The 25,164-nt window shown below is 68.9% G+C and carries 26 protein-coding genes and 3 pseudogenes; 8 read left to right on the top strand and 21 right to left on the bottom strand.

What is annotated here, in order from left to right:
* Nucleotides 1-80: 80 nt before the first annotated feature.
* Nucleotides 81-2,831 carry a TNT domain-containing protein gene (locus tag ACIQMJ_RS29200; RefSeq protein WP_499764207.1) on the top strand — a complete coding sequence of 917 codons (2,751 nt, stop codon included), beginning with the start codon at nt 81-83 and terminating at the stop codon, nt 2,829-2,831.
* On the opposite strand, the gene ACIQMJ_RS29205 is transcribed toward ACIQMJ_RS29200, so the two are convergent.
* Nucleotides 2,828-3,415: a pentapeptide repeat-containing protein gene (locus ACIQMJ_RS29205; RefSeq protein WP_499764208.1), complete on the bottom strand. Its 588-nt coding sequence runs from the start codon at nt 3,413-3,415 to the stop codon at nt 2,828-2,830. The genes ACIQMJ_RS29200 and ACIQMJ_RS29205 overlap by 4 nt on opposite strands.
* Nucleotides 3,416-3,570: 155 nt before the next feature.
* On the opposite strand from ACIQMJ_RS29205, the gene ACIQMJ_RS29210 reads away from it, so the two are divergent.
* Both ACIQMJ_RS29210 and ACIQMJ_RS29215 read left to right on the top strand, forming a co-directional pair.
* Nucleotides 3,571-4,560 (top strand): malate dehydrogenase, encoded by a 990-nt coding sequence (locus tag ACIQMJ_RS29210; RefSeq protein ID WP_141980414.1) that lies wholly within the window; start codon nt 3,571-3,573, stop codon nt 4,558-4,560.
* A 55-nt stretch (nt 4,561-4,615) separates the two neighbouring features.
* Nucleotides 4,616-5,425 carry an inositol monophosphatase family protein gene (locus tag ACIQMJ_RS29215; protein ID WP_499764209.1) on the top strand — a complete coding sequence of 270 codons (810 nt, stop codon included), beginning with the start codon at nt 4,616-4,618 and terminating at the stop codon, nt 5,423-5,425.
* Between the two features lie 25 nt (nt 5,426-5,450).
* Here ACIQMJ_RS29215 and ACIQMJ_RS29220 read toward each other — a convergent pair whose 3' ends face one another.
* Nucleotides 5,451-6,356, bottom strand: a complete 906-nt coding sequence (locus ACIQMJ_RS29220; protein WP_499764210.1) for an NAD(P)H-binding protein — start codon at nt 6,354-6,356, stop codon at nt 5,451-5,453.
* An 83-nt stretch (nt 6,357-6,439) separates the two neighbouring features.
* Here ACIQMJ_RS29220 and ACIQMJ_RS29225 point away from each other — a divergent pair, with 83 nt between their 5' ends.
* A complete protein-coding gene (locus tag ACIQMJ_RS29225) occupies nt 6,440-7,138 on the top strand; it encodes a TetR/AcrR family transcriptional regulator (RefSeq protein ID WP_499764211.1) in 699 nt (232 codons plus the stop codon).
* On the opposite strand, the gene ACIQMJ_RS29230 is transcribed toward ACIQMJ_RS29225, so the two are convergent.
* The 7 genes from ACIQMJ_RS29230 to ACIQMJ_RS29260 all read right to left on the bottom strand — a co-directional run bounded on the left by ACIQMJ_RS29230 (nt 7,060) and on the right by ACIQMJ_RS29260 (nt 11,051).
* The gene (locus tag ACIQMJ_RS29230) at nt 7,060-7,284 is read right to left on the bottom strand and encodes a DUF1918 domain-containing protein (RefSeq protein ID WP_141980418.1); all 225 of its coding nucleotides are present in this window, start codon (nt 7,282-7,284) and stop codon (nt 7,060-7,062) included. The two genes, ACIQMJ_RS29225 and ACIQMJ_RS29230, sit on opposite strands and share 79 nt — an antisense overlap.
* Nucleotides 7,285-7,351: 67 nt before the next feature.
* Nucleotides 7,352-7,747 carry a bacteriophage spanin2 family protein gene (locus ACIQMJ_RS29235; protein WP_499764212.1) on the bottom strand — a complete coding sequence of 132 codons (396 nt, stop codon included), beginning with the start codon at nt 7,745-7,747 and terminating at the stop codon, nt 7,352-7,354.
* 38 nt (nt 7,748-7,785) lie between these two features.
* Entirely contained in the window at nt 7,786-8,739 is a 954-nt protein-coding gene (locus ACIQMJ_RS29240; protein ID WP_499764213.1) for an ABC transporter ATP-binding protein, read from the bottom strand.
* The gene (locus ACIQMJ_RS29245; protein ID WP_499764214.1) at nt 8,736-9,533 is read right to left on the bottom strand and encodes an ABC transporter permease; all 798 of its coding nucleotides are present in this window, start codon (nt 9,531-9,533) and stop codon (nt 8,736-8,738) included. The genes ACIQMJ_RS29240 and ACIQMJ_RS29245 overlap by 4 nt, the downstream gene beginning before the upstream one ends.
* Nucleotides 9,526-10,227 (bottom strand): ABC transporter permease, encoded by a 702-nt coding sequence (locus tag ACIQMJ_RS29250; protein ID WP_499764215.1) that lies wholly within the window; start codon nt 10,225-10,227, stop codon nt 9,526-9,528. Before ACIQMJ_RS29250 ends, ACIQMJ_RS29245 begins: the two co-directional genes overlap by 8 nt.
* A gap of 126 nt (nt 10,228-10,353) precedes the next feature.
* Nucleotides 10,354-10,737, bottom strand: coding sequence for a hypothetical protein (locus ACIQMJ_RS29255; RefSeq protein ID WP_499764216.1), 384 nt, complete (start codon nt 10,735-10,737; stop codon nt 10,354-10,356).
* Entirely contained in the window at nt 10,734-11,051 is a 318-nt protein-coding gene (locus ACIQMJ_RS29260; RefSeq protein WP_499764217.1) for an ArsR/SmtB family transcription factor, read from the bottom strand. The genes ACIQMJ_RS29255 and ACIQMJ_RS29260 overlap by 4 nt, the downstream gene beginning before the upstream one ends.
* Nucleotides 11,052-11,128: 77 nt before the next feature.
* On the opposite strand from ACIQMJ_RS29260, the gene ACIQMJ_RS29265 reads away from it, so the two are divergent.
* A complete protein-coding gene (locus tag ACIQMJ_RS29265; protein WP_499764218.1) occupies nt 11,129-12,337 on the top strand; it encodes an MFS transporter in 1,209 nt (402 codons plus the stop codon).
* Here ACIQMJ_RS29265 and ACIQMJ_RS29270 read toward each other — a convergent pair.
* Nucleotides 12,268-13,653, bottom strand: a complete 1,386-nt coding sequence (locus ACIQMJ_RS29270; RefSeq protein WP_499764219.1) for a serine/threonine-protein kinase — start codon at nt 13,651-13,653, stop codon at nt 12,268-12,270. The genes ACIQMJ_RS29265 and ACIQMJ_RS29270 overlap by 70 nt on opposite strands.
* Before the next feature lie 9 nt (nt 13,654-13,662).
* Nucleotides 13,663-14,190, bottom strand: coding sequence for an HhH-GPD-type base excision DNA repair protein (locus tag ACIQMJ_RS29275; RefSeq protein WP_499764371.1), 528 nt, complete (start codon nt 14,188-14,190; stop codon nt 13,663-13,665).
* A gap of 41 nt (nt 14,191-14,231) precedes the next feature.
* On the opposite strand from ACIQMJ_RS29275, the gene ACIQMJ_RS29280 reads away from it, so the two are divergent.
* A complete protein-coding gene (locus ACIQMJ_RS29280) occupies nt 14,232-15,458 on the top strand; it encodes a hypothetical protein (RefSeq protein ID WP_499764220.1) in 1,227 nt (408 codons plus the stop codon).
* 1 nt (nt 15,459) lies between these two features.
* Here the strand turns inward: ACIQMJ_RS29280 and ACIQMJ_RS29285 are convergent, their stop codons facing one another.
* From ACIQMJ_RS29285 to ACIQMJ_RS29295, 3 genes are all read right to left on the bottom strand, one after another.
* Nucleotides 15,460-16,029, bottom strand: coding sequence for an HhH-GPD-type base excision DNA repair protein (locus ACIQMJ_RS29285; protein ID WP_499764221.1), 570 nt, complete (start codon nt 16,027-16,029; stop codon nt 15,460-15,462).
* A gap of 320 nt (nt 16,030-16,349) precedes the next feature.
* Entirely contained in the window at nt 16,350-17,741 is a 1,392-nt protein-coding gene (locus tag ACIQMJ_RS29290; protein WP_499764222.1) for a replication initiator, read from the bottom strand.
* A gap of 601 nt (nt 17,742-18,342) precedes the next feature.
* The gene (locus tag ACIQMJ_RS29295; RefSeq protein ID WP_499764223.1) at nt 18,343-18,609 is read right to left on the bottom strand and encodes a hypothetical protein; all 267 of its coding nucleotides are present in this window, start codon (nt 18,607-18,609) and stop codon (nt 18,343-18,345) included.
* A 69-nt stretch (nt 18,610-18,678) separates the two neighbouring features.
* On the opposite strand from ACIQMJ_RS29295, the gene ACIQMJ_RS29300 reads away from it, so the two are divergent.
* Nucleotides 18,679-20,166 carry a helix-turn-helix domain-containing protein gene (locus ACIQMJ_RS29300; RefSeq protein WP_499764224.1) on the top strand — a complete coding sequence of 496 codons (1,488 nt, stop codon included), beginning with the start codon at nt 18,679-18,681 and terminating at the stop codon, nt 20,164-20,166.
* Here the strand turns inward: ACIQMJ_RS29300 and ACIQMJ_RS29305 are convergent.
* Nucleotides 20,143-20,640 carry an NUDIX hydrolase gene (locus ACIQMJ_RS29305; RefSeq protein ID WP_499764225.1) on the bottom strand — a complete coding sequence of 166 codons (498 nt, stop codon included), beginning with the start codon at nt 20,638-20,640 and terminating at the stop codon, nt 20,143-20,145. The genes ACIQMJ_RS29300 and ACIQMJ_RS29305 overlap by 24 nt on opposite strands.
* 170 nt (nt 20,641-20,810) lie before the next feature.
* On the opposite strand from ACIQMJ_RS29305, the gene ACIQMJ_RS29310 reads away from it, so the two are divergent.
* Nucleotides 20,811-21,434, top strand: a complete 624-nt coding sequence (locus ACIQMJ_RS29310; RefSeq protein ID WP_499764226.1) for a hypothetical protein — start codon at nt 20,811-20,813, stop codon at nt 21,432-21,434.
* A gap of 1 nt (nt 21,435) precedes the next feature.
* Here the strand turns inward: ACIQMJ_RS29310 and ACIQMJ_RS29315 are convergent, their stop codons facing one another.
* The 6 genes and pseudogenes from ACIQMJ_RS29315 to ACIQMJ_RS29340 form a co-directional block, all read right to left on the bottom strand.
* Entirely contained in the window at nt 21,436-23,046 is a 1,611-nt protein-coding gene (locus tag ACIQMJ_RS29315; protein ID WP_499764227.1) for a recombinase family protein, read from the bottom strand.
* A 26-nt stretch (nt 23,047-23,072) separates the two neighbouring features.
* A pseudogene (locus tag ACIQMJ_RS29320) lies at nt 23,073-23,168 on the bottom strand (HhH-GPD-type base excision DNA repair protein); the annotation flags it as partial.
* A gap of 34 nt (nt 23,169-23,202) precedes the next feature.
* Entirely contained in the window at nt 23,203-24,183 is a 981-nt protein-coding gene (locus ACIQMJ_RS29325; RefSeq protein ID WP_499764228.1) for a Fic family protein, read from the bottom strand.
* Between the two features lie 122 nt (nt 24,184-24,305).
* Nucleotides 24,306-24,392: pseudogene (locus ACIQMJ_RS29330) on the bottom strand (HhH-GPD-type base excision DNA repair protein); the annotation flags it as partial.
* A gap of 30 nt (nt 24,393-24,422) precedes the next feature.
* A complete protein-coding gene (locus ACIQMJ_RS29335; protein WP_499764388.1) occupies nt 24,423-24,662 on the bottom strand; it encodes a hypothetical protein in 240 nt (79 codons plus the stop codon).
* Between the two features lie 124 nt (nt 24,663-24,786).
* A pseudogene (locus ACIQMJ_RS29340) lies at nt 24,787-25,122 on the bottom strand (LLM class flavin-dependent oxidoreductase); the annotation flags it as partial.
* Nucleotides 25,123-25,164: the final 42 nt, after the last annotated feature.

The following is a 25,164-nucleotide window of genomic DNA, read 5'->3' on the forward strand; positions in this document are numbered from 1 at the left end:
CGGTCGCGCGGCGTCATTACTCCGTTCGGCTCAGCGGGGTCCCGTGCGGGCACGGGGAGTCGCGGGGGAAGATGATGCACGTGTCCGAGCTGAAGCCGCTGAACCCGACCGAGCAGGATGCGCTGGTCAAGCAGATCGGCCTGACGCTGATGCGGGCCGCGCCGGAGGAGTGGCGGCACGTGACCGCGGAGTACCGCGCGACCGGCCGGTACTTCGAGCTGGCCGCCGAGGTGCGCACCGCCGACGGCGCCCTGCGCGCCTGGTCGCCGCCCCAGGAGGTGGCCGGTCTGTTCTCGCGGCTGCGCGCGGGCATGTACCGGGACGGTCGGGGCAGCTGGTCCAACGCCCGCTACCAGCTCGACCACCCGTCCAGCTACAACCTGGACTTCGACCGCGCCGAGCCGTCCTGGACCACGCCACCGCCGCCGCAGGCGTACCTGGACGAGATGCGGTTCTTCCCCAGAACCGACGAGAACGTGCCGGACTGGCTGCGCCGACGCCTCCAGCAGGCACCGCCGCCCCCGCCGCCGGTCGACCCGCCGCAGCCGCCGCGCGCGTTCCGCACGGCCCGCGTGTTCGACGGCGCGGGTCCCGGCGGTCGGCCGTCGGTGAACCGGCCGCCGGTCGCCGAGGCCGACCACGACCTGCTGCTGAGCTACCTGGACCGGGCGCCGGTCGCGGTGATCGGGCGCGGGTTCGAGGCGGACGTGCTCAACCCGGACGCGCCGGCCGTGGTGCCGGTCGGGTTCCAGACGGACGGGCAGTGGATCTGGCCCGCCGCCGTCGGCTACTACCTGCGCGCCTACGGCGTGCCGCCGGAGCCGGAGCTGGTGGAGCGGGCCAAGGCGCTGGACTTCGTGCTGCCCGAGGTGACCGAGGAGGCGCGGGTCGCCGCCGCGGCGAACCTGGGCGCGCCCGCCGCGCCGCAGGGCACCGAGCTGCCGGTCGCCGAACCGCCGCCCGCGCCGGTCGAGCCGCCGGTCGAGGTGGGCGCGACCGTGGCCGCGCCGCTGCCCGAGCTGCCGGCCGACGAGCCGCGGCCGGCCGAGGAGGCGGGCGCGCCGGCGGACGTCGAGGAGACCGCGAACCTCACCGAGCTGAAGCCGGACGTCATCGAGTACGCCCAGGAGGGCCCGCCGTACCGGGTGCGGTTCGAGGAGGACGGCCCGGTCATCGACGAGCGGTACCGGCGCGAGTCCTACGTGGACGGGATGGACCTGTTCGCGCCGGCGGCGTACGAGCGCGAGCTCAACGACACCCAGACCTGGAGCCCGTTCACCGACGAGGAGCCGGAGCCCGCGCCCGCGGAGGAGACCGCCGAGGTCGGGGCGGTCGGCGGGGTGTCGCAGCCGCACCAGCACGACGAGCACCAGCACGCGCACGACGAGCACGCGCACGACCAGCACTCGCCCGAGGAGCACGACCCGCACGGGCACGACCCGCACGAGCAGCCGGCCGAGACCGAGCCGCGGCCCGCCGACGAGCAGGTTCTCGAACCCGAGTCGCGGCACGCCCCGGACGAGGCCGAGGTCACCGCCGAGTTCGAGGTCGACCAGGCCCGGCTCTACGCGCCGGAGCGCGACGACGAGCCGTTCGACGCGCACGAGGACGCGCGGTTCGGCGACCACGACGACCAGGCGTTCACCGGGCCGGACGAGCCGCTGTTCGCCGAGCAGGCCCGCGCCGACGAGCCGGAGTCCCGGTTCGACGACCACGACGGGCACGACGACGACCGCGACCACCACGACGGGCACGTCGAGCACGAGCGCGAGCAGGCCGCGCACGACCACGTCGAGCACGACCACGTCGACCGCGAGCACCACGACCGCGAGCACCACGACCGCGACCGCCACGACGAGCCCGCCGAGCCGCCGCAGTTCGCGGAGCAGGTGCCGCCGCCGTTCGCGGACCAGGCGACCCGGTTCGCCGAGGCCGTGCAGCCGTTCGACGACGTGAGCCCGGCCGCCCCGCCCGCGCCGCCGCTGGCCCCGCCCCCGCCGGTCCAGCCGCCGCAGCCGGTCGAGCCGCGCCAGGTCACGCCGGACGAGGAGCGCGAGCTGGTCGGCATCCGCCGCGCGCTGGACGAGCTCGACGTGCCGCCCGTCGCCTACCGGTTCGGCGAGCCCGCCGACCGCACCTGGCTGCTGCGCACCGAGGGCCCGGACTGGGAGGTGTCGTGGTTCGACCACGGCCCGACCAACCCGGTCCGCTTCGACCGGCTGGAGGACGCCGCCGCGTACCTGGTCGGCAAGCTGGTGCTGACCAACCGGCGGGTGCCGCGCCCGGCCCCGATGCCGCCGCCACCGCCGCCGCAGCGCCCCCGCCCGCCGATGAACAACGGCTTCCGCGAGGAGCCGCCGCGCCGACCCGCGCCGCCGCAGCGCCCGCCGGTCGAACCGCCGGTCCCGATCGCCGCGCAACCGCAGCCGCAGCCCTCGGGCGTCACGACGTCCACCCAGGAGCCCAAGCCGCAGCGGTCGTGGCCGATCAGCCCGATGAACGGCGAGCCGCCGCTCACCCTGTTCCGGCACAAGAAGATGATCGAGCTGCCCCCCGGCATGGAGGTGGACCGCTTCGGCGAGGGCGAGGGCAACCTCGTCTACGCGGCGGGCACCCCGTTCGCGCAGCGCTCGCTGGTGCCGTCGTGGATCAACCGGCCGTACCACGTGTACCGGCTGCGCCGACCGGTCGAGGTGCTGACCGGGGTGGCCGTGCCCTGGTTCGAGCAGCCGGGCGGCGGCACCGCCTACCTGATGCCGAAGACGATCGACGACATGATCGCCGACGGCGTGCTGGTCGAGGTCGCGGGCCAGGAGCCCCCGGGCCACTAGCCGACGCGCAGCCCGTGCGCCGCGGCGAAGGCGACGGCCGTGTCCAGGTCCACCCGTGCCCCGCGCAGGGTGGCCTGGACGAGCCCGTCGGCGTCCAGGCGCGCGCCGCGCAGGTCCGCGCCCTCCAGCCGGCACCCGCGCAGCCGCGCGCCGGTCAGGTCGGCGTCACGCAGGTCCGCGTCGCGCAGGTCGGCGTCGGAGAGGTTCGCCTCGCGCAGCCGCAGCCCGCGCAGCGACGCCTTGCGCAGCACGGCGCCCGCCAGCCCGACGAGCGTGAGATCGGTCTCGGTCAACGCGATCGGCCGCAGCGCGCAGTCCGCGAACGTCGACCCGAGCCACGAGCACGACGTGAACTCCGTCGAGTTCAGCACGGCACCGGTGAACCGGCAGGAGCGGAACGCGGTGGCCTTGTGCGCGGACCCGCCCAGGTCGGTGCGGTCGAAGGTGCACTCGGTGAACGTGCAGCCGGACGTCGCCAGCCCGCGCAGGTCGGCCTCGGTGAAGTCGCACCGGACGAACGACCGGCCTTCCCAGTGCTGCCCGCGCACGACCGCGTCGGAGTAGTCCTCGCCGATGATGTCCACTGTCACACCTTGTCATCGTTCGCCAGTTGGTAACCTCCGACCTGCCGGGCAACCCGCCCGGTGCGCGGTCCCGGAGTAGAGACCGCCGCTGACAGGTCGTCAGCCTGCCTAGTGGTCGTGCCCGAGGACTGAAGCCACAACATTCGGGAAGGCACATGACCCGCACGCCCGTGAACGTCACCGTCACCGGTGCGGCCGGCCAGATCGGCTACGCACTGCTGTTCCGCATCGCCTCCGGCCACCTCCTGGGCCCCGACGTCCCGGTGCGCCTGCGCCTGCTGGAGATCCCGCAGGCCGTCAAGGCCGCCGAGGGCACCGCGATGGAGCTGGACGACTGCGCGTTCCCGCTGCTGTCCGGCATCGACATCACCGACGACGCCAAGACCGCCTTCGACGGCGTCAACGTGGCGCTGCTGGTCGGCGCCCGCCCGCGCACGAAGGGCATGGAGCGCGGCGACCTGCTGGAGGCCAACGGCGGCATCTTCAAGCCGCAGGGTGAGGCGATCAACGCGGGCGCGGCGGACGACGTGCGCGTGCTGGTCGTCGGCAACCCGGCCAACACCAACGCCCTGATCGCCCAGCAGCACGCGCCCGACGTGCCCGCCGAGCGGTTCACCGCGATGACCCGCCTGGACCACAACCGGGCGCTGTCGCAGCTGGCGAAGAAGCTCGGGGTGTCGGTCACCGACATCAAGAAGCTCACCATCTGGGGCAACCACTCGGCCACCCAGTACCCGGACCTGTTCCACGCCGAGGTCAAGGGCCAGAACGCGGCGCAGGCCGTGAACGACCAGGCTTGGCTGGAGAACGAGTTCATCCCGACCGTCGCCAAGCGCGGCGCGGCGATCATCGAGGCGCGCGGCGCGTCCTCGGCGGCGTCGGCGGCGAACGCGGCCATCGACCACGTGCACGACTGGGTCAACGGCACCGCCGAGGGCGACTGGGTGTCGATGGCGATCCCGTCGGACGGCTCCTACGGCGTGCCGGAGGGCCTGATCTCGTCGTTCCCCGTCACGGTGACCGACGGCGAGTACTCGATCGTGCAGGGCCTGGAGATCGACGAGTTCTCCCGCGCCCGCATCGACGCCTCCGTGGCCGAGCTGGTCGAGGAGCGCGACGCGGTCAAGGCCCTGGGCCTGATCTGAGTCGTACCCCACGAGAGGGCCGCCGCCGGTGGCCCTCTCGTGGCATGTTGGGGGCATGGACTCCTGGCCCGTGCCCGCGCCGAACCTGCCCGCCGACGTGCACCCGGCGCTCGCCGCCACCGCGGTCGCCGCGTCGGCCGCCTACGGCCGGGCCCGGCGCGAGTTCAGCCGCGCGCAGCTGCGCGAGGAGGTCGCCGACGGCGCGGACGGCACGCCCACCATGCGGGTCGACGCGATCGTGGAGGCCGCGATCGCCGAGGCCGCCGCGGCGGCGGGCGCGAACCTGCTGTCCGAGGAGGCCGGGTTCCTCGACCACGGGTCGGCCGCCACCCTCGTGATCGACCCGGTGGACGGTTCCGCGAACGCCGCGATGGGCGTGCCGCTCTCGTGCTTCGCGGGCGCCCTGGTGCTCGACGACCAGCCGGTGGAAGCCCTCACCGTGTGGTTCGACACCGGCCGCGCCTGGTCGGCGCACGCGGGCCGGCCCACGCCCTACCGCACCAGTGGCCGCACGCGGCTCAAGGGCGCGTCGTTGTGCATGATGCGGCCCAAGCGCGGCAGCGAGGACGCGTGGATGCGCGTGGTGGACCGGGCCGAGCGCGTCCGCATCCTCGCCACCACGTGCCTGGAGGCGGTGCTGGTGGCCGAGGGCGCGGTGGACGGGTTCGCCGACCCCGGCTCGGACACCCACCGGCTGATGGACCTGATCGCCGCGCTCGTCACGGTGCCCGCCGCCGGGGGAGCGCTGCTGGACCTGCGCGGCCGGCCGCTGTCGTTCGACCTCGACCTGTCCCGCCGCTGGTCCGGCATCGCCGCCGCCACGCCCGCCCTGGCCGACGAGCTGATCACCACCATCCTGGGCTGAGACCGTTCCCAGGTTGCCGTTTCGCTCACCCGCGGTACCAGCGCGCGGTCTCCTCGACGGCCTGCTCGTGCGGGGTGGCGGCGAACGGCCCGAAGGTGGCCTCGAACGCGGAGTGGTCCACCACCCACGGCGCGGTCCGCTGGTGGTCCATCTCGGCCGAGCCCTTCAGCCGCTTGTCGAACAGCGCGCCCACCCGGACCGAGAACGCGGGCAGCCGCAGCGGCTTGCGCGCGTTGCCGAGCACCCGACCGGTCAGGGCCGCGAACTCGCGCACGGTCAGCGTCTCGGCCGCGGGCGTGTGCCAGACCTTGCCGTCGGCGCGCTCGTCGTCGCCCAGCAGGATCGTCGCGCGTGCCGTGTCGGGCAGGTAGGCGAACGTGTGCGGCAGGTCCAGCGGCCAGAACCACAGCGCGCCCCTGTCCGCCGCCATCGGCTTGACGATCAGCTCACCCGGTAGCGAGCCCGTGCCGCCCGGCCCGTAGTAGTCCGACGAGCGGCACGTCGTGACCGGCACCGACGCCGACCGCAAGCGCTTGCCCAGCTCGCTGCGCAGCCGCTCCTTCGGGCCGGCGGGCCGTTCCGGCGTGTCCTCCCGCAGCGGCCCCGACACCGGCCCGTACGCGTACAGGTTGTCCGTGTAGACGATCTTCGCGCCGGTGGCCTCCGCCGCGGCGATGGTGTTCTCCACCATCGTCGGCAGCATCGCGGTCCAGTCGGAGTACAGGACGTTCGCCGCCAGGTGGATCACCGAAGCGCCCTCGACCGCCTTCATGGTCGCGTCGCGGTCCATCAGGTCGGCCCGCACGTCCTGGGCACCGTCCGGAACTCCACCCGAACGTGTGACGGCGCGGACCTCCCGGCCGTCCGCCACCAGCTGACGGGCGATTTCCCCGCCGATCCCACGTCCCGCGCCCAGCACGACCACCGACATGACGCCCCCTAGTATCAAGCCCTCACTGTTGTTAGAAGTTCTAACACAAGTTAGAGTGCGTTTGTCAAGAGGAGGGGCAGCAGATGGTCAACGTCCGCCGGGAGCGGTACCGCGAGGAGACGAAGGCGGAGGCCAAGCGCATCGCGCTGGAGCAGTTGGCGGAACAGGGGATCGCCGGGATCTCGGTCAACGCCATCGCCAAGCGCATGGGCGTGACGGGGCCCGCGCTCTACCGGTACTTCAAGGGGCGCGACGACCTGCTCAACGACCTGATCCGCGACGCCTGGCACGACCTCGCGGTCGCGGTGGAGGCGGCGGTGGCGGCGTCGACCGACGCGTCACCACCCGATCGGGTGCGTGCGTTCGCGGGGGCGTTCCGGACGTGGGCCGTCACCGAGCCGCACCGCTACCTGCTGCTGTTCGGCACACCGCTGCCGGGCTACCACGCGCCGGAGGACACGGCGTTGCTCGCGCACCGCACCATGAGCGCGCTGCTCGGCATCCTGCCGCACGGGGACGGGGCCGCTGCCGGACCGTCCACGTTGGACGACCAGCTCGTGGCCTGGGCGGGCTCGCGCGGCGAGGGGAACGTGCCCCCCGCCGTGCTGCTCACCGCCATGCGTGCGTTCACCAGGCTGCACGGCGTGCTCAGCCTGGAGGTCTCGGGCCAGTTCGGGCCGATGGGGTTCGACCCGGCGCTGCTCTACCGCGCCGAGGTCGAGTCCTTGATCCTGGGCGATTCCGAGGCCCGCGGCTCGACCAGGCTGTCGGGGCCGGGGTAGACCAGCCCTTCGTGGCCGTCGGAGAAGCGGACCCGATAAGGGGGTGCACCTTCCGGGCCGCGCACCTCGAGGATCTCGCCGACCGTCTCGTCGAGACCCACCGCGCGGCTGTGGATGTGCAACCGGTCGCCTACTGTCGCGTGCATCTGCAACACCTCCGGTGCGTCACAGCGTAGGACTGTTCCGAAGGTACCGACAGCCTGGCATTTCCGCTCAGGCGCAGGCGTTGGACAGCTTGGCCACCTGGTCCAGCTTCTCCTGCGACCAGGTCGCGATGTTGGCCGGGTTCAGGTCGTCCAGCGTCACCTTGCTCATGGTGTCCGAGACCCCGGTGATGGCGTCCTGGAGCGTGGTGTCACCCGCCTTCGCGGCGAGCGCGTTCAGCTCCTCGGCCTTCTGCTGGGTCTCCTCCAGCGCCTTCTGCGGGTCGGTCGCGTCGGGCGTGAAGCCGGCCAGCTTCAGCGCTTCGATGCACAGTTGCGCCTTGTCCGCGGCCTGGCCGACCTGGTTGGCCGTGTCCGAGGCTTGCTGCACGGCCTCGCAGCCGGAGACCGCGGCCGCGAGCCCCATCGCCAGCAGGAGGGTGGCTACCGGACGACCTGCGCGCATGAGGTGCTCCCGTTCTACGTTGACCGTTTCGTCCGACTCTACCGACGCGCGTAGAGCCGACGCACCACGTCGTCGATTTCCGGCTCGACGACCACCAGGTCGTGCACCTCCGCCCGGGTGGCCACGGCGGAGATGAGGGCCGCGGCGGTCGTGTCGGCCCGGCGGAACGTGAGGTGGTGTCGCAATCCGTTGAGCTCGACGCGGCTCGACGTGACGCCGGGCAGCCCGGCCAGCTCCGCCGGCTCCTCCAGGTCGACCACCAGCACCCGCTCCGGCGCGACCTCGGCGCGCAACGCCTCCAGCGGCCCGTCCGCGAGCACCGTGCCGCGGTCGATCACCACCAACCGCGGGCACAGCCGCTCGATGTCGTCCAGGTCGTGCGTGGTGAGCAGGAGGGTGGTTCCGCGCTGCGCGTTCAGGTCGGCCAGGAACTCCCGCAGCCGTTCCTTGGACTCCAGGTCCAGCCCGATCGTCGGCTCGTCCAGCACCAGCAACTCCGGCCCGTGCAGCAGCGCCGCCGTGACCTCGCCGCGCATCCGCTGCCCCAGCGACAACTGGCGGACCGGCGTGTCCAGGAAAGCACCCAGTTCCAACAGCTCGACGCACTCGCGCAACCGACTCGCGTGATCACCCCTCGGCACCCGGTAGATCGCCCGCAGCAGCTCGAAGCTGTCCCGCAGCGGCAGGTCCCACCACAGCTGGCTGCGCTGGCCGAACACCACGCCGATCCGCCGCGCCAGCTCCCGCCGGCCGCGGGAGGGATCCACCCCGCACACCCGCACGTGCCCGGACGTCGGCACCAGGATGCCGGTCAGCATCTTGATGGTGGTCGACTTGCCCGCGCCGTTGGGCCCGACGTACCCGACCGCCTCGCCCGCCGCCACGTCGAACGCGACGTCGTCGACGGCCCGCACCACCCGGCGTTCCCGGCGGAACCGGCCCACCTTGGTCGTCACGGTGAACTCGCGCCGCAGTTCCCGCACCTCGATCATGATCCAGTCCCTCGGTAGTGCCGCACGGCCGTGCGCCAGACCAAGCCGGCGACCACGGCCGCCGCCGCGGCGACGAGCGGTGAGACCCACCCCAGCACCGCGGGACCGCCCAACGGGTCCGGCCGGTCCAGCAGGGCGAGGCTGGGGTAGTAGGCGACGAACGCGCCGGGGACGACGAACGCGAAGAACCGGCGCAGCCAGGGCCCGTAGACCGTGGCGGGGTAGGAGGTGAACGCGTTGCTGCCGTGGGTGACCGTGTTGGCCAGCTCCTGGCCGTCCACCACCCAGAAGCACACCGCGTTGGCCGCCACCCAGACGGACGAGAAGATCACCGCGCCGCTGATCGGCGCCACCACGACCAGGGTCACCGCGCCGACCGACCACGCGATGTCGTTGTGGCTCAACGCGTAGGCCATCGCGCCGAGCCCGGCGGCGATCCGCCCCACCTTCCGCAGGTGCAGGTCCGAGGCCATCATCTGGGTCAGCGTCCCCAGTGGCCGCAGCAGCAGCACGTCGAACGTGCCCGTGCGGATGTAGGTCGGCAGCTCGTCCAACTGCCCGGCCACCATGTCCGCGATCCCGAACGCCGTGCCCGCGATCGCGTACATCAGCACGACTTCCCGGACCGAGAAGCCGCCCAGCGCGCTGACCCGGTTGAACAGCACCAGGATGATCGCCAGCTCGGCGAGCTGGTTGACGGCCTGCGCGACGCACTGGAGCACGAACGAGGCGCGGTAGGACATCTGCCCGCGCAGCCTCGCGCCGACGAGTTTGAAGTAGACGCTCTCAGCCACCCTGGACCACCACCTTGCGCACCGCGCGGTTCAGCACCAGGTGCCCCGCGGCGAGCACGGCGACCGCCCAGAACGCTTGTCCCGCCAGGAAGGGCCAGGGCGACCCGCGTTCGAGGAACACGTCGACGGGCGCCTGCAACATGGCCGCGAACGGCGTGGACCACACGATCGGCAGCGCCCACTCGGGGAAGAACGACAGCGGCACGGCCAAGCCGCAGAACAGCCACGTGAGCGCCGTGTAGAGCGCTTGGACGCCGCGGTTGTCCAGCAGCCAGAACGTGGTCGCGTTGAGCAGGAACCGCATGCCGAAACTCACCGCCAGCGCGAGCGCCACGCTGACCGCGAACACCGGCACCGTGCTCGCCGAAGGCCATCGGAAGGGGAAGAACAACGCCCCGAACGCGATCGGGGGAGCCAACCGCACCAGCACCGCATATCCGGCGCGTCCCACGTCCTCCGCGAACAACGCCATCTGCAAGTGCCAGGGCCGGTACAGGTCGACGACGACGTCGCCGCTGCGCACCCGTTCGGCCAACTGCTTGTCGCCCCAGAGCACGACAACGGCCATGAGCCCCTGTCCGAGCCACACGTAAGTCGCGGTGGCGGCGACGTCATAGCCCGCGATCGGTCCCTGCCCGACGGCTGCGACCAGCACAGCCATCCTGAGCAGGCCGAAGGCGACGTTCGTCGCCATTCCGGCGACCATCGCCTGTCGATAGGTGGAGTACCTGCGAAATCCGGCCAGCGCTAGCGAGACGTAAGCGCGCACGTCTGTTCACCCTAGGAACCGGCGCAAACCATTTACGGTCCCGCCGGCCGGTCAGGGTCGTGCCTGGTCCCGGCCCTCGACCCACTTCCCGGCCCGTTCCCGCAACGCCTCGTCCCGCACCTGCGGCACCACCGGCTCCACCGCCCGTGCGACCAGTTTCCGGTACCGCTCGGGCAGGTCCGGCTCGTCCAGCACCTCGGTCAGCAAGGCGTCCGGGTCGACCGCCCGAGCGCCGAGCGACCGCACCACCCGGGCCCGCAGCGCGAACCGGTCGGCGACCGCCCGGGCCCGCCGCACCCCGTTGCGCTCGCCGCCGCGCGACGCGGCCAGCGCCACCGCGGCCCAGGCCAACCGGTTCGCCGCCGCCCGGTCCTCGTCGTACACGCGCCCCTGCGCGAGCACGCGGACCCACTCCCAGTCGTTGGCGTCGCTCACCGCTTCGCCGCCAGCACGCCGTCCAGCAATCCCGGGAACAACGCGTCCAAGTCATCCCTCCGCAACGCACTGATCCGCGACGTCCCCTGCGGCCGAACGCGCACCACACCGGCCTCCCGCAACGTCCGCACGTGGTGCGTCAGCGTGGACGCCGTCACGCCCAGCGGCAGCAGCCCGCACGAGATGCCCTCCTCGTGCTCCGCCAGCGCGCGCACGATCTGGAGCCGGACCGGGTCGGCCAGCGCGTGCAGCACCGACGCGATCCGGATCTCGTCCCGCTCCGGGTGGGCGAGCGTCGTGGTCATGACGCCCATACTACGAGACGCATCAAACTTCGATGACTGACGTAGTACGATCCTCATCGAACCATCACTCGACTGGGGGATCATCCATGTCGGCACGCACCTACCTGCTCGCCGCCGGCGCGTTCGCCATCGGCACGAGCGGGTACATCGTCTCCGGCGTGCTGCCCGCCGTGAGCGAGGAACTGCACGTCTCGCACGCCACCGCCGGGCAGCTGCTCACCGCGTTCGCCATCGCCTACGCGATCTCCTCACCGCTCCTCGCCGCCCTCACCGGTCGGTGGGAACGCCGCACGCTCCTCGTCGTCGCCCTCTGCGTCGCCGCGTTCGGCAACCTCCTCGCCGCGCTCGCCCCGAACTACCCGCTCCTCCTGGTCGCACGCATCGTCAGCGCGCTCGGAGCGGCCGTCTACACGCCCGCGGCAACGCTGGTGGCCACCGTCCTGTCCCCGCCGCAACACCGCGGCCGAGCTGTCGCCCTCGTGTTCGGCGGCCTGACGTTCTCCCTGGTCCTGGGCGTGCCGGCGGGCAACCTGCTCGGCGGGCCCCTCGGCTACCAGGGCGTGTTCGCCCTGATCGCCGCGGTCTCCGCGCTCGCCGCCATCGCGGTCCGCCTGTGGCTGCCGCGCGTCGACGCACCGCCCGCCGTCGCCCTCCGGCAGCGCTTCGCCCCGGCCGCCGACCGGCGCGTGCTGATGGTCCTCGGCCTGACCGTGCTCGCGTGCCTGGCCGTGTTCAGCGTCTTCAACTACATCGCGCCGCTGCTCGCCGAGACCGCGCACGTCGAGGGCGCCGCGATCGGCATCCTGCTCGTCGCCTACGGCCTGGGCTCGGTGCTGGGCAACTGGGCCGCCGGTCGCCTCACCGACCGCTTCGACACCCGCAAGCTGCTCGTCGTGCTGTTCAGCTGCTTCACCGTCGTGCTGGCCACGTTGCCGCTCACCACGACCACCCCCGTCACGGCCGCGCTCGCGCTGTTCGTCTGGGGCGCGCTCACGTGGTCGGCCAACCCGCCCATCCAGAGCTGGCTGATCGAGCTCGCGCCCGCCAACAGCGGTCTGCTGCTGTCGCTCAACGCGTCCGCGATCTACCTCGGCGTGGGCCTGTCCGGCGTCGTCGGCGGCCTGGTGATCAGCTGGGTGGGCCTGCTCCCGCTCGCGCCGATCGCCGCGCTGCTCGCCCTGGCCGCGCTCGTGATGCTGATCTTCGCGCTCAAGCCGCGGCCCGCTCAGGCGCCGCCGAACGCGCTGGTGGTGACCTCGCCCGCGCCGGGCTCCGCCGCCAGGCAGTGGAAGTAGTTGCGGTCCCCGTCGGCGAACGCCACGGCGGTGATCTCCCACGTCGACGTGTCCACGGTCGGACGGGTGTTGGCCTTCATGGCCTCAGCCGTGCACACGTCGGCGACCTCGGGGGCTTTGAGCAGGTCGTCACTGGGGACCTGGGGGATGGCCCCGGAGAGCCAGCCGCCGCCGAACGCCTCCCAGAAGTGCTCGACCGAGCAGTCCCCGGCACGCCGGGCCGTCGCCGCCTGGCCGCCGAAGTTGTTGATGCCGTGGTAGCAGGTGGGTTCGGCGACGCAGAAACCCGTCCCACACGTGTCCAGCCGCGGCGGTGGCGCGGTGTCCGCCGAGCTGGTGGTCGTGGTCGTCCCGGCACTCCCGGTGGCGTCGCCGGTGCGCGTCGCCCACCACCAGGTGCCGGCCGCGACGACCACCGCCAGCACCGCCGCACTGCCCACCAGCGCCCACGGCTTCTTGGTGGGCGGTGGCGTGTAGGAGGCGTTGTAGTACCGGCGCTCCTGGCTCGGCGCCTGCTGCGGCACCTGGCCGAGCTCGTCCCGCAACCGGGCCGCGGTGGGCGTCCGCCGGGCGACGTCGGGCTCCAACGCCCGCACCAACGCGTCGTGGAGGTCCTGCGGCACGCCGGGCACTCTCGGCACCGGTGACCGCAGCACCTCGCCGAGGTGGTCGAACGACTCCACCGGCCAGGGCACCGGCCGCGGCGGCTTGCCCGCGAGCAGGTCGTACAACGTCGCCGCCAGCGCGTACACGTCCGCCGCCGCCGTCGGCTGGGCCATCGCGAACGCCTCGGGCGGCGCGTAGCCGGGGCTCAACGCGTCCCGCGTGACCGTGCTGGACCCCTCGGCGTCCAGCAGCGCCGCCAGCCCGAAGTCGGCCAGCTTCACCGTGCCGTAGCGGTCCAGCAGGATGTTGCCCGGCTTGATGTCCCGGTGCAGGACGCCTTCCGCGTGGGCGGCTGCCAACGCGTCCGCCAACCGCACGCCCAGCTCCCGCACCCGTGCCGCGGACAGCGGCCCGTCCCGCCGCACCACGTCGGCCAGCGACCCGCCCGTGCACAGCTCCATGACCAGGTAGGGCGTGCCCTGCGGGGTGAAGTTCGCGTCGTGCACGGACACCACGTGCGGGTGCCCGGACAGCCGTGCCGCCGCGTGCGCCTCGCGCAGGAACCGCCGCCGGTCCCGTTCGCCCTGCAACACCCGGTTGTCGATCTTGACCGCGACCTCGCGGTTCAGCTGGACCTGGCGGGCGCGGTAGACCGTGGCGAAACCGCCCTGGCCCAACGGCGTGAGATCGGTGAGACCCGGCAACTGCACGCCGGGACTCTAACCCCCGACCGCCGCCGTCCCGGTCTCCTTGCCCGCGGCCTTCGCCGCCTTCTTGAACGCCCGCACCTCGGCCAGCGTCTCCGCGCTCGTCACGTCCGCGATCGACCGCCGCGACCCTTCCTCCCCGTACGCGCCGGCCGCCTCCCGCCACCCGTCCGGCGTCACCCCGAGCTGCTTGCCGAGCAGCGCGACGAAGATCCGCGCCTTCTGGTCACCGAACCCGGGCAACGCCTTCACCCGCTTGAGCACTTCCCTGCCGTCCGGCTTGCCGGCCTTCCAGATGTTCGCCGCCTTGCCGTCGTAGTGCTCGATCACGTGCAGGGCCAACGCGTGCACCCGCCGCGCCATCGACCCGCCGTACCGGTGGATCGCGGGCGGCTGCACGCACAGCTCCACGAACTCGTCCACGTCGGTCCGCGCGATCTTCTCGATGCTGAACCCCTCCATCCGGTCCGCGATCTTGCGCGGCCCGGCGAAGGCGTGCTCCATCGGGAACCGCTGGTCGCAACACACTGCTAAATGTATGTTCTGTTGGGCAGCTGTGCGGTGGTGCCTACTCTGGGTCGATGGCGTACGGCTCAGCGCGAGACTTGCCCACCTTCATCGAGCTGTCTAGACAGCTCGATTTTCTTCGCGGTGCTCGGTTCTTGATCCCGCGTGACAAGCGTCCCGATGTTGAACGAATGGCGGCGGAACTGGACCGGTTCGTTGACGTTGTAGATGGATTTTATTCGACGCTCGGGCCGCGTAACTGGATATTTCATGAGAGTCTATCTTTCGATGCCGTCGGCGAATGGCTGAAGGGGAATGCTTCGCCGGAAGCTGTCGAGGAAAAACTGATTCAGGTTTATGGGGATGAGGACAAACTTTGGGTAATGGTCCAACTGGCTTCGCGGCATCCTGCGATGAGAAAGCGAGATGGTCTCCTTCGTCACGCCATCAGCGACCATCTTGCCGGTAGGTACTACGCGGTTGTGCAGGTTCTTCTGAGCGTCATGGATGGATTCGTCAATGAATACGAGACGATTCGGCGGGGTCTACACGCTCGGGAGGCCGAAGATCTGGATGTGTCTGATGCCTTTATTAGTCATCACCTAGGGCTCGCTCATGCGCACGCGACTTTCAGGAAAGTGCGGGGTGTCTCCACTGAGGAGCCCGTTTTTGAACTCTATCGAAACGGCATCGTGCACGGTACGGTAATCAACTACGACAATGCGATCGTTGCGTCCAAAGCGTGGAATCGACTGTTCGCTGTTGCGGACTGGGCGGCAGCTCGTGAAAAGGAGAAGCAGCCGCCGAAGGATCAGCCGGGCTTCCGTGAGGTTTTCGGAGGGTTGATCGAACATGCTAAGCAAAAGGCTGAGGCGTCCAAATGGATGCCGATTCTCTTGGTGGCGGGCGAGGAAGGCTTCGCAGAGCATGGGGTCTACGGGGTTTGTGATCGATTTTTGTCGGCCTGGCAGCGTGGCAACTATAAAGAGATCTCTGCTGCGATCGACGTTGATAAGCAAGCCAAACTGGGAAAGCGGCTCATTTCGGAGATGAAGCGCCGCTATGTTGATTACCCGTTGGAAGTATATGAGATTGTTTCGATCAGTCAAAATATGGCGACCGGATGTACGGTCAAAGCCTTGTTGAGGCAGGCGGGTAACAAAATTGTAGTTGACTTGCGCTGGATCAACCAGGACGAGGAAAAAGGCGGTGTGAAACCCTCGACTCTTGGCGGAGTCTGGCGTCTAGCCATCTGGGATCCTCAAGTGCTGATTGCGCGTGGTGAGACTGTCGAGGGCTAATCTATTTGGCGGCAGCCTTGGCCGCCTTTTTGAAGTCGCGGACCTCTGTCAACGATGTGCTATCGCGGACATCGGCTACGCTGCGCCGTGACCCCTCCTCACCGTAGGCTCCGGCAGCTTCGCGCCACCCCTCGGGCTGCACTCCAATTTGTTTGCCGAGTAGTGCAAGGAAGATGCGAGCTTTCTGATCACCGTATCCGGGTAGTTCTTTGAGTCGCTTAAGTACGGTCTTGCCATTTGGTTCGTCGCGAGTCCAGATCTCTTCGGGATTGCCATTGTATTTTTCAATCAAGTATTGTGCGAGCGCCTGAAGTCGCTTACCCATGGAGCCTGGGAACCGGTGGATGGCCGGCACTTCGGACATCACGGCGGCGAACTCCTCTTCGCTCGCTTCTGCTACCCGGTGCACGCTCAGTTCGCCCATGCGGTCGGCGATAACTTTCGGCCCTTTGAACGCTTTTTCCATTGGGATTTGTTGATCTAGCAGCATTCCAAAAAGCAAGGCGAGAGGGCTGCTGGAGAGCAGTTCGTCCGCTTCCGGGTCTTGGGCGAGGCATAGCTTGGGGCTCATGGCGGGAAGCATCCCATGACGGCTCGGGCGGTGCTGCATTCGTTGGCGCGACAGCGCGGAGCGGTGGCGTGGCGTCGATCGCCGTGCCCAGCTCGATCAAGCCGAGTGACCTCGCGATCGTCACGGCCTTGACCATCTGCTTAGCAGGCTCTTCGTCCTGGTGCTTATGCGCGTGTGGGCACCCTCCCTGTCCGCACCACGCCGCGAGCACGGCCGGAGGCCGCGCGCAAGCGGCGTGGATGTGGACAGAAGGGAGGGTGCCCGCGCTGGCGCAGCCAGCGCCTTGACTGAGGAGAAGAAAGTTTGAACCGCGCCTCTCGTCAGGCTGCCGGGTCGTTGTCGGTCGGTCGGGGGATCGGCTTGAACCTGTGCTGTTCGCGGATCACCTCGGCCCACGCCTCTTCACCAGCGTTGGTGTAGCCGGTGCCTGCCACTGCCCAGTCACCGACGCGGACGGTTGAGTGGTCGAGTGGGAGTGGGTCCAGTCCGGCCAACTCTCGGGCTTGATCGGCTCGGAAGCGGGCTCGGTCGGTGCGCATCGTGCCCAGGGTGGTCGAGTAGCGGCGGCTCTTGGTCGAGAAGTGACCGCCGTAGCCGAGCATGTGAGCCCACTCGCGGAGCTTCAGGTGCGGGTGGGTCTCGTGGAGGTCCCAGCATGTTCTGATCATGTGGCGGGCGTGGTCGGTCAGACTTCGGATGCGGTCCAGGTGGGAGATGGTGCGGAACGGTCGATCCACCGTTCCGGCTGTCTCGGCTCCCTTCGTGGCGTACTTCGCGATGTAGCGCGCGACCTTGGCGTCGGTCCAGCCGTCGTCACCCTCGTAGTTGATTGGGCGCAGGTCTAGCTGGGTTCCCCAACGGATGGCGTGGGAGTGGCCGGGCACGTGGACGCGCGCAGTCCGGGCCGCGCTGGTGATTGCTTCGCAAAGCATGTCCATGTCGGTGCTGGCCGGGGGTGGCTCGGCTGGTCCGCTCGGGCCGTCGAGGCGGATCACGGCGTGGAAGTGGACCAGTCCGCGCGACTGGTATTCGGCGACCTTGGCGTACTCCACGCGCAGCACTTTGGACAGGCGTGAGCGGGAGACGCCGAGTGCTTCGGCCAGGTGGCGGCGCAGGTAGACGGCGAACGTGTGCCACAGCTCTCCGGCCCGGTTGTTCCACAGCACCGCTCCGGCGTAGTCGTACGTGTCCGGGTCGATGGCCTGACCCAGTAGTGGATCATCCTCGTCGTGCCTGGCTCGACAGGACGGGTCTTCGCGGCGAGGGTGGCAGGGACGTGCCTGACCAGTGGCGTCCACGGTGCGGTTGTGGACCGGGCCGAACGACGGCGCGGTGAATGTCGCGAATACGCGTGGGTGGGTGGCCACTGAACCCGGCACGTCTCGGCCACCGGCAAGGCCCGACTTGATCAGGTGGAACGTGTCATCGGCGTATACCCGCGCGCACGCCTCGCACCTGCTTGCCCGGCGGTTGCCGCACGCGGTCAGCAGGTACTCGTTGGGCTCGTCCCACGTCGAGTAGGTCGAGAGGACCTCGCCGGTTGTCGCGTCCACTGTGGACGAAGTGCCGACCAGGCGGATCGGGGACGTGCAGCCGCGCGTGCTCGCGACCATGTCCTTCCAGCGGTGGAAGTCGTTCTTGTTCGCGGCACCCTGCGCCAAGAGGCGGAGGTAGGCAGGGATGTCGTCGGTGTCGAACTCCTGGCCGGTCATCACGCGGCCTCTTGGTGGCGCTGAGGCCGTGGTTCGTCGGCCAGTCGGACGCCGAAGATGGCGTTGACGCGCTGCCAGCGTTCGTCGGTCCAGGCGGGGGTGGAGGCGGCTTGCTGCTCTGCCCACTCCCACATCTCGTCGGGCGTCGGCCCCACGGGAACACTTCCCTTCACGGTGGGGAGCCGTGACAGGGCGGCACGAGGTGTGGGGATCTACCCCTGATGTGTGTGAAAGGAAGTGTTCAAGCGGGTTCTCTGCGGCACCCCGTGAGGGCAGGCCCTCATGCTGGTTTCAGGGATCATGTGCCGCACCGCTGGCCGTGGCCTGGTGTCTGTGTCAGTGCTGGTGAGTGCTCGTGCTGCGGTCGTCTGTCGAGGCTCCGGGTTGCGGATGCTGCTCGTGGTGGCGGGCCTGGATGGTGGCCACCGTGTCGGCGATCTCTGCGGCTATCCGGCGGGCCTGTGCTCGGGCTCGGTGCCGTCGCCACAGGGCGTGGATGCCGCAGGTGAGGGCGTAAAGGGCCACGCACGACCAGACGGCGCACGCGGCTACGTACATGCCGCAGGTGAGCAGGCCCTTCACGTCCTCCGGGGGCATGGCGTCAGCCGGTGAACTCGGCGTGCTTGCCGTAGGCCTCGGTGCCCTGGCTCATCGCCAGCTCCTGGCACCGGGTGGCGAACTCGGTGGCGGCCTTGGCTAGGTTCCAGGCGAACGCGGCGGCCATCTTCAAGCCGTCCGGGTGGTTCGCCACCTGCACGGCGATCTGCGAGTCACCCACTTCCGCAATCAGGTTCGGCTGTCCCGGCGTCTGCTCGACCAGTGCGGCTGACGCGCGCTGTTCCGGGTGTGCCAGTACGTAGAAGGCCACTCCCTACTCCCTCCGTCGTTGTCCTGATCACGACGATGCGGGACTTCTCGCGCTGGATGCACCACGTTCGTGGATGCAGATATCGGCATCACCGATATCCGCAGGTCGTTGCGTGTCGGCGTGGTTACACTCGGGCTCAGGAGCAGGTCAGGGGTGGTGATGGGCGCAAAGCGGGACCGCCGGAACTGCCGTGGGTGCGGGGCTCGGCTGGCGGCGGACAACAGCACGTCGCACTGCTCGGCCTGCGCGCGGCGAGAAGCGCAGATCGTTCACGCGCCGGAGAAGCCAGCCGAGTTCTGGGCGACGCCGCAGTTCCGGGAAGCGTTCGCTTCTCGCCATTTCGGACGGGTTCTGAAGGCTTACCGGTACGCCCACAACCCGCCGCTGACGCAGGCTCGGCTGGCGCGCTGGCTCTACATGTCGCAGCCGCAGGTGTCGCACTTGGAAGGCGACCGCACGCCCGCACCGAGCGACCTGGTGCGGCTCGAACGGTGGGCGCGGGCGCTGAGGGTGCCTGAGGCGCTGTTGTGGTTCCGGTTCAGCTTGTCGCCGATCGCCGAATCGGGCGAGCGCCGGGAACGGTCGTTCGGATGGTTCACGGTGGGTGCCTCGGAGCCTGCTACGGATCGGGTTGTGGGGCCGCCGGACGTGGAGACGTTGCGGGCGATGACGCGGACGTTCCGGCTGCTCGACAACCGGTTCGGTGGCGGGCACGCGCGGTCCACGGTGAGTCAGTACCTGGTGGCTGAGGGCGTGCCGCTGCTGCGGGCCGGGCGGTTCCGGGATGGCGTGCGGCGTGAGCTGTTCGGGGCTGTTGCGGAGATGAACCAACTCGCCGGGTGGATGGCGTACGACATGGGGGACGTCGAGGCTGGACGGAAGCACCTGCGGTTGGCGTTGCAACTGTGCAAGGACGTGGGTGACGACGCTCTAGCTGCGGAGATGTTGGCCGGGATGAGTCATCACGCGGCGTTCTTCCGGTCGCCGTTGGTGGCGGTCGACCTGGCGCGTGGGGCTCGGGACAACGCTTCGCGGACCGGGCTCGGGGTGCTCCAGGCGGAAGCCGCGGTGATGGAGGCGCACGGGCTCGCGTTGCAGCGCGACTCCAAGGGAGCGGTTGCGGCGCTGCGGGATGCTGAGGCGTTGTTCTCCGGCGCTGAGGGCTCGGTGGTGCCGGAGTGGCTGGGCTACTTCGACGCGGCGTACTTGGCGGCGAAGTTCGCGCACACCTTCCGAGATCTCGGGCGGCCGGATGAGGCTGAGGGGTTCGCTCGACGGTCGTTGGAGATGACCGAGGGGTACGAGCGGGGACGGCTGTTCAACATGGCGCTGCTCGCCTCGATCCTGGCTGATCAGCGGCGGGTGGAGGAGTCGGTCGAGGTCGGGTTCTCGGCGCTGCGGATGGCGGGCAACCTGAACTCGGTGCGGACGGTGAGGTACCTCGCGGACGTGGCTGCTCGGCTGGCTCCCTTTAGGCAGGAGCCGGCGGTTGAGGAGCTGTTCGCGGAGATGCGGGCTATGGGGATCGTCGGGTCAGCGGAAGGCCAAGACGTGTAGCAAACCGATCTGCGCGGCGGCTCCGATGATCTCGCCGTTGGCGAGCATGTCCTTGATGTTGGCGAGGGGGATCCAGGCGACGCGCTCTGCCTCGTTGATGTCGGCCTGTTGGCCGGTGTCCTCGGCTCCGTGGCCGACGTAGATCAGGTTCTCGAAGTCGGCGGTGCCGGTGAGCGGCTGAAAGGTGGTCAGCAGCTCGACGCTGCGGGGCTTCCAGCCGGTCTCCTCGATGGCTTCGCGCATGGCGCAGTCTGCGGGGTCCTCGTCCGGGTCGAGGTAGCCACCGGGCAGCTCCCAGGTCCAGCGGTCCATGATCCAGCGGTGGCGGTAGATCATGAGGACATGTTCGCGGACATCGTCTAGAACCAGCGTCATGACAGCCTTGGGCATGCGCAAAACCCACTGCTCGAAGTGCACGCCGTCGGGTAGCTCGACGTGAGCAATGCTTACGTTCAGCTTGCGGGTGTCATCCACGAGACGTTCACCGTGGATCGTCCACCGTGTGAGTCCTGCTCGGACGCTCTCCTCATTCACGTAACCAGACCCTACCGTACGGTCTCGCTATGTGACGTCCATGCTAACGCTTCGCTGAAGTCGTGCGATACACCTGCAAGTTATGCAATGCTCGCAAAGCAGGGGAAATCATGAGTGCTGATGGAATCGATGAGCGGCGTGGCCCGCGGCTTACGCAGGGGCAAGCGAATACCGCCAAGGTGGCGCTTATTTTTGCTAGCGGCATAGCGATCAATAAGGTTTCAGAGTACGTCGACCTATCACTTCCGATTATTATTGTCGGCGCTTTGGTGATATTGGTTGCAATGCTGTTCATTGAATCCTTGGGTGCTCAAGGAGGTGAAGACTCTGCTGTTGCCAGGAATCTTGATTTGCTGAAGTTCTGCTTGGCCTCCGTGATTCTAGGGGGATTGATCGGCGGACTTTGGATAATTCCTTTGTTCTCGTATAGGACCTGGAAGGTAGCGTGGCCTTGGGCTGTCTCCATCTTTGACACTTACGAACTCGGCGCTGCTCTGTGCATCGCAATCCTCGCTGCCCTTGCGGCTCATAGGCATAAGAGTGTTTTGCATGTTGCAGCTTTCTTGGTGTCAAGTATCACTGGGATGACCATGGTTGTTTCTTTGAAGGCGCCGGATCGACACATTTTTGTGGACACCTTCATTGGCTGGTCGGCACTGGGGGCGGCAATGGTAACTCTTGCCTATATATGGCCAGATGTTTTCCGAATGTTTCGACAATTTTGGGGAAAGTAGACTATTGCTCGCGCCAGATGAGTTCAATCCGGTCAGGGTGGAAGCCTCGACGGCCGTTGGCTGGGTAGACGATGACTGCGGCTAGGGACTCTTCGATGTAGGCGCGGCGTTGGGCCAGGGGGTAGGTGGCCCAGTCGGCTCGGATGGTGGCGTTGGTGGTCTGGGTGGTGGCGGTCTTGGCTCGCCAGCGTTCTTGGTCGGTTAGGAGGGCACGCTCCTGGGCCTCCAGGTCGGGGAGCATGGCGAAGTAGCGGGCGGCGGAGATTTGGCGGGCTTTGCGGGCCTTGGCCAGTTCTGAGAGGTCGGCGCGGACTTCGGCTAGCTCGGACTCGTTGGGCCAGGGTTCGGGAGACGTCTGGGCGGAGCGGCGTTCGGCTTCCAGTTCGTACTTGCGGATGACGGCGGCGGTGATCCACTCGTCCAGTTCTTTGCCGGGGATGCTGACGCCTCCGCCGCAACCGCCTTTGTTCTTGGACTCGCACGTGTAGTAGAAGCGGGTGGGGTCCTTGACTCGTGCGCTATGGGCTTTGAGGGCTCGGAGCTTCGTGCCGCAGTTCTCCTTGCCGCAGCGGAGAGTGCCGGTCAGGAGGTAAGTCCTGGTGTTCTTGCCTCGACCTGCGATGGTGTGGTTGCCGATAATGGCTGTCACGGCGTCCCACTGGTCTACCGTGAGGATCGGGTCGAACTGGCCGATGACCGGTTCGCCTGCCTCATCGGTGACGATCTCCACCCGGTGTGACTCTCTGCCGGTCCCCGGGTTGATCTCGCGAACGTTGCGTGAGCGGTAGCCGCAGAGCCTCGGGTTGCGAAAGACGATCTTGAGGGTTTGGTTGGTCCACTTGTTGCCTGCCGGGGTCGTCACGCCTTCGGTGTTCCAGTCGTTGACGATCGCGGAGAGGGGCGCGCCCTTCATGATGCGTTCGGCCGACTTCCTGATCAGGTCGGCTTCGGCTTCGTTGACGGTGCGCTTGTCGTCGTTCCATCCGAACGGGCGGCGGCCTCCGGTCGGAATGCCTGCCAGCTCCAACGCCCGGTGCTTGCGGCGGACTCGGCGGGCTGTGTCGGCGGACTGCTTGTTGTTCGTCGCCACGACGATGCGGGCCACCGTGCGGCCGTTGTCGGTCAGCAGGTCGAGCGTGCCGGTGATGTCCATGATCGGGCGGCCGAAGTGCTCGACTACCTCGATGGCGTCTTCGAGGTGCCGGTTGTCCCGAGTCAGGCGGTCGATGTCGTAGACCACCAGGCCGTCAAGGCGGTCACCGGAAGGGGCCGTGCCACGCTTGAGGTCTTCCAGAGCACCCTCGAAGATCGGCCGGACGACGCGGTAGGCGTAGGAGCCGTCCGGCATCTGCACGCGGCGGCGCTTCCAGGCTGAGGTGTCCGGCTCGACGTACGTGTGGATGTAGACGCCGCCGCGTGACTCGACGTACGTGCGGCAGTCCTTCTCCTGCTCGTCCCGGCCTCTGATGTCCTTGCCGGACAAGGGAAGGCGGCGGACGTTGGCGTGCGGGTCGTCGTGGTCCAGCTCGAACGAGAGGCGGACCAGGCCCGCCAGGTGAAGGCCCTTCAGGTCGCCCCAGTGAGCCCTGCGGACCCGGTCTGACTGCTCCATGAGCTAGTCATACATCAGACAGTGTGCTGGTCCAGCAGCAAGCCCGTGAGCAGGGCGAACGGGTCCTCGCTCAGCAACTTGTCGGCGGCGGGGTCACCGGTCAGGCGGAGCTTCTTCGGCATGCGCCCATCCTCGCACCGCCTCCGGCCGCCTGCTTCAGGTGGAGCGGTCGCCGAGGCGGCGGTGCCGGTTCTGCCGGTAGTCGTCGACCCACTTCTTGCTGCTGCGCCACAAGCCGTCATCGCCCTTGATCGCGCGCAAACGCCCCCGCATCGACGCCACGCGAAGCGCGTTCTCGCTCAGGTCGCTGGTGGCGAGGGCTGCGAGCGGCACCAGCTTTACCGGTCCGGCTACGGCCGGGATGACGAACTTGTAGAGGTTCGCGGTGACGCTGCGTGCGAGCAGCTCACCGAGCGGGCCGTACTCCCCGCGATCCGCACGCCTCATCGCCAGCAGGTACTTCTCCCGGTCGCGCTTGAAGATGATCGCCGGCGGGTAACCGAGCCTGCCGAGCAGCAAGTTGAGGACCAATCGGCCCGCACGCCCGTTGCCGTCGAGGAATGGGTGGATCCGCTCCAGCGCGTTGTGAGTTCGGGCCAACGCCTCCGGTGGTGGTTCGTCGCCGAGGTCGCGAAGCCGGTTCGTCTCTGCAACCCAATCGCGCATCAGGTGGTCGACATCGGTCCAAGAGGGTGGCTGCATCCCTCCGGGAAATGCGGCGATCTCGTGCCGGCGAAAGTTGCCAGGGTTCTCCGCGCCGGTCGCGTGCGGGTGAGGGTCGATCGCCCACACCGGGGTCATGCAGAGGTGGTGAATGTGACGGATCTCCTGCAAGGAAACCAGGTCGCCCGTCTGCCAGTCGCCTGCCTCGAGCGCCTGGCCGTACACCCAACGCGCGGCATCGCCGTAGCCGCGCACCTCCATGTAGTCCCGAAGCGGCTTCGCGCCCACCGCGCGTCCCTCGTCGAGGAGTCTCTCGACTTCCTGCAGGACGAGCGTGTTGCCTTCCAACGCCGTGCTGTTGTGAGCTTCCTGGTGCCAGATGTTGGACCAGATGTCCTCGGCTTCCGCCGGTGTGGGCAGCCCGCCGAGTCGGCCGCGGAGTTCCGCCACAGCCTCGTCCAAGCGCTGGTACACGACCGCTCGCGATGGGCGTCCTGCCACGCGCGTTCCTCAAGTTGTTCGGTTCGGAGGAACCAAACTGTACCGAACAACTATCGCGATGGTTGTTCGGCGCGTCGGATGCGAATCGAACCGAACAACAGGCCCGTGAGCAGGGCGAACGGGTCCTCGCTCAGCAACTTGTCGGCGGCGGGGTCACCGGTCAGGCGGAGTTTCTTCGGCATGCGCCCATCCTCGCACCGAACCCCGGGACCTCACTTGGCGAACTCGGGGACCAGGTCGCCGACCAGCCGCAGGCTCGTCATCACGTCCTCGTGCCTGAGGCTGCCCACCTGGTGGAAGGCCATCAGGCGGTCGATGCCCATGTCGGCGTAGACGCGCAGCTTCTTGCGGCACGTCTCGGGGCTGTCCACGATCAGCGAGTCCTGCTCGTTCAGGGCTTCGAAGATCTCCTCCGGCGCCACGTCGTCGCCCTGGAGGACCCGGCCGATCACGACCTGGGGCGCGGTTCGGGCCGGTGGCGCCCGCGGCTTCGGCCCGCAGGAAGTCGCCGGTCAAGCCGCCGCCGCTGAGGTGGTCCAGCATCGCGGCCCGCTCGGCTGCCCTGATCGGGTGGTTGAACCGCGCGGGCGCGAGCACGGCGGCGTGGCCCAGCCTCATCCGGGACGTCTGCTGCGAGGTGGCGGCCAGCATCAGCTCCGGCGCGGACGACAGGCTGAACTCGTCGGCGCCGTGGTGCTCGACCTGCCGCCAGCAGCCGTAGCCCGGCTCGTCGGCTGACCTGGCCTGCGCCAACGCCTCGGTGATGCGCGCGTGCTGGTGGCCCTCCTGCGACGGGCGCCGGTCTTGGGGATCCCGTTGAAGACGTCGATCTCCGTCCTCGACTCCTCCCGTGGGTCCGCCGAAACGCAGGCCGAAACGCAGCCCGCCCGCGCCCGCCGCGACATGCGCCACTCGGTTGACTGCTTAACCGGTTAATCGCTACCGTCCACGAGA

The organism is Actinosynnema sp. NPDC091369 (assembly GCF_044757065.1).
In the GTDB taxonomy this organism is placed as follows: Bacteria; Actinomycetota; Actinomycetes; order Mycobacteriales; family Pseudonocardiaceae; genus Actinosynnema.